Source organism: Sphingorhabdus sp., assembly GCF_040079335.1.
Taxonomy (GTDB): Bacteria; Pseudomonadota; Alphaproteobacteria; order Sphingomonadales; family Sphingomonadaceae; genus Sphingorhabdus_B.
Map to the genome: position 1 here is coordinate 1 of NZ_JBEBKL010000096.1, position 3,093 is coordinate 3,093.

Here is a 3,093-nt window from a genome sequence, read left to right on the forward strand (position 1 = left end):
GATCACCTGGCCGTTCATGTCGGTCAGATAGGCAAGCGATTTGGGCACCCCGTCATAGACATAGGCCGAGGTCAGGTTGCCGATGCCGTCATAGCTGTAGGTCGTTGTGAAGTTGGTGTTGAAGTTGGCGAGGTTGAAGGTCGGGCAAAGTTGCGGCCCAAGACGACCGAAGTTGGAGCCGAAGGCGACCGGAGGTCACCAGCTGACACCGAGTACGCGCCACCGTTGCGATGGGCCTCTTAAAGGCGGCGGGAGTGAATGTGCGGTGCCGGACTATGCTCGGCGAGCCAGCTTAAGGTGACAAAGGTTACCGGTAACCTATCCCTCGTTTGTCACCTTTGTTACTTTTTGGGTGCAGCGGAGTGCTATAGCATTGAGAGCTTTTGGCAGGCCCTTCTAGCTCAATAGGGCGGTTTGCGATGGGTGTCCGCGGCAGCCTTTGGCGCAGGCGGGGAGCTATAGGCTGGCAGGACAAATCCTACTTTGCAAGCTTCAAAGCGGCCTGTCAGAGTGCATATAGTCGATTACGTCCTGTGGAAACGGTTCAGGACGCTGGCCATACATATAGAGCAGCATCGCCTTGACCTGCCCATCCTTTAGCGAAGGCGGGTGAACGACCACCGGTTTTTGACCCGGATATTTGGAGATCATCTCGATATAGTCGAACGGATAGAAACGCGCCTTCGCGCCCGCATTGCCATCATAGCCGGTTTCGATGGCTTTGATATCATCAAATGCAATCGAGAAATAATCCGAATGCTTGAACCCGCCTTCGCGCATGTAAATGCGTAGATTGTCCCAGCCGATCCGATAGCGGCGATTGGGATAAACGTTCAGGAGCCACCAGAGCACAAAAATAATGACGCCGACCAAACCAGCTTCCCACAACCCATCTCTGATCCAAAGAAAAGCCCCAAGCAAAGCGGTAACACCAAAAAACAGCATCGGCACTTTGATCGGAATCTCATATTGCCGGTCGATTTCGACATAGAGTCCGCCATCGGCATCGTGGCTGTCATTGGCCGGGATCATTGGCCGCTCATCCGTTTGTAAACAATCTCGCCGGTGGTTGCGACTACGCCCTGCGTAACAGGTGTCGCCTGATTGGCGGCAGCACCCCGCATGGTCACCCACGGTGAGATATTACCGATATAGCCGTTATTCAATCGGCCCAACTGGGCGTTGTATACCGACTCATAATTATTGCGGCCTGCATTCACCCCTGAAATACGCGGTAAGACAAGACCTGCACCTGCCCCCAAGGCTCCCATCCTTAATGTTTTATACCAATTTAGTTCCACCGAAGGGTCGAGTGCAACATTAACGAACTGCCCGGCGACATCAGCTCCTCCAGCGAACAGCGCGCCATTGGCGGCGCTGACCAGATATTTCTCGCTCCAGCCCAGCACATTGGGCGCGAACTTGCCAATCGGCTGCCAGCCCGACCCGGCCAACACACCAAATCCGCCCGCTGTCACATAGTCGCCCCATTGGCGTTCCTTCATTGGATCGCGGTCAAGCTGATAGGAGACTTCCGTCAAGCCTATGCCAGTCCCAGCTCCTATCGCCATGGTCGTCCGATAGAAAAGAGGCGTTCCCCTCGCTGCAATTCCTGCAGCAAGCCCGGGCGCAGCCAGACCCCCCACAACCAAAGCCGTTCCAGCGTAAATGAGACCAAAATCCTTCGCATCCTGCCACAGGGCGGCATTCACCTTTGCCCCGATATCGTCATAGCGTTGCCGTTTCCCGGCATTCGCCAGTTCCAACGCGATCTGGGCGTTGCTGTTTCCGGCTCCTGCAATCCGTTCGAGCACGGGAATGCCATAAGCAAGCTGCGTGTCGTTCGCACTGTCGACAAAATTCGCACCAATGGCAGTCCGCATGTCCGAAGCACCTTTCAGCAAGTTTATATGCTGATCGAAATAATCGGACAACTCTGCATCGGTCACGCCTTCGGTGTACGCACTTTCGATCATCGCACCCAACCATTGCCGCCCGCTCAGCGACGTTGTGCCGCCCGCAAGATGTTTGGTTCCCGCAATCGTGTCGCCGCCCGAAGTGCTGGTTCCAGCATCGTTTGTGCCGCCGCCTATGGAGCGCAAAATGGCCTTGCGTTCGCTGGCGCTAGCCCCTGCCAATCGAACTGACAGAGCTTCGCCGCCCTGCGAAAGCTTTGTGAGCCTGTCGAGTGCAATCGCGCGGCCGACCAAAGCCCCCACAGCCGCCTGATCATCGAGCGACACCGAAAGCGACGCGTAACGAGTGCCAGTGACGGTGATGGTATTTGCGTCAGCCTCGGCCTCCAGTTGGCCCTGTGTTAGCGGATCAAGCTTGGCGAGTTCGGCATATTCATTCCCCTCAGTCTGCTCGACCGCCATCGGGGCGGCGGAACCCGTTTCCGGACCTTCCTTGTCAGCAAACAGCCTTGTAAGGATGTTCCCGCCGCCCATACCACGCACGGCGGCCCGGCCGATCACTTCGGGAAGGCTGGCAAGCAGATTGTCGCCAAAGCTGTTGCCGTTAAGTACCGAGCGGGTGACAGCACCTGCAATCGCACCTGCGGTATGGGCAAGCGCTGCCGACCCTGCCGTCGATGCGCCATTTTGCCAGCCCGTAGCTGGATCAAACGAGCGACCATCAAGACGTGCACTGGCCCAGCTTGATATGCCGCCTGCAACCCCGGCAGCGGCAACGCCTGCAAAGTCGAACTTCTTCTGCAGCCCGGTGGCAACGCCAATGCCTTGCGTGATCGCGCTCGCCGCCGCCGCTTGCGCCGCTCCTTGCAGGAACGAGCTCTGAATGCCTGCAAAGGCGCCATCGAGACCCATCGTCACCCCGGCACTAACCTGTGCCATCGCAAGGCTCTTCCAGCTAAAGCCCGATTGCGTCCCGATCAGATTGTTGAACCCTTGGCTAACAAGGTTACCTAGCAATGGCCCGAGATAATAGCTGGCGACCACCGCAACGACGATCGAGAGCACTTGTCCGAATGCCCCACATTTCGCCTTCTTCGGCGGCTTGGGCGTGGTGGGTTGGGTTTCGCCCATGACCTCGCTGGGGTCATAGGGTTGGAAGGTGCCGGCATTGTGGCTG

General features: G+C 57.4%; 2 protein-coding genes. Both read right to left on the reverse strand.

Going from position 1 to position 3,093, the window contains the following annotated elements:
* Positions 1-492: 492 nt before the first annotated feature.
* Positions 493-1,032, reverse strand: a complete 540-nt coding sequence (locus tag ABL922_RS14295; protein ID WP_349024882.1) for a hypothetical protein — start codon at positions 1,030-1,032, stop codon at positions 493-495.
* A partial coding sequence (locus ABL922_RS14300) for a hypothetical protein (RefSeq protein ID WP_349024883.1) occupies positions 1,029-3,093 on the reverse strand: 2,065 nt, incomplete at its 5' end. The genes ABL922_RS14300 and ABL922_RS14295, both read right to left, overlap by 4 nt.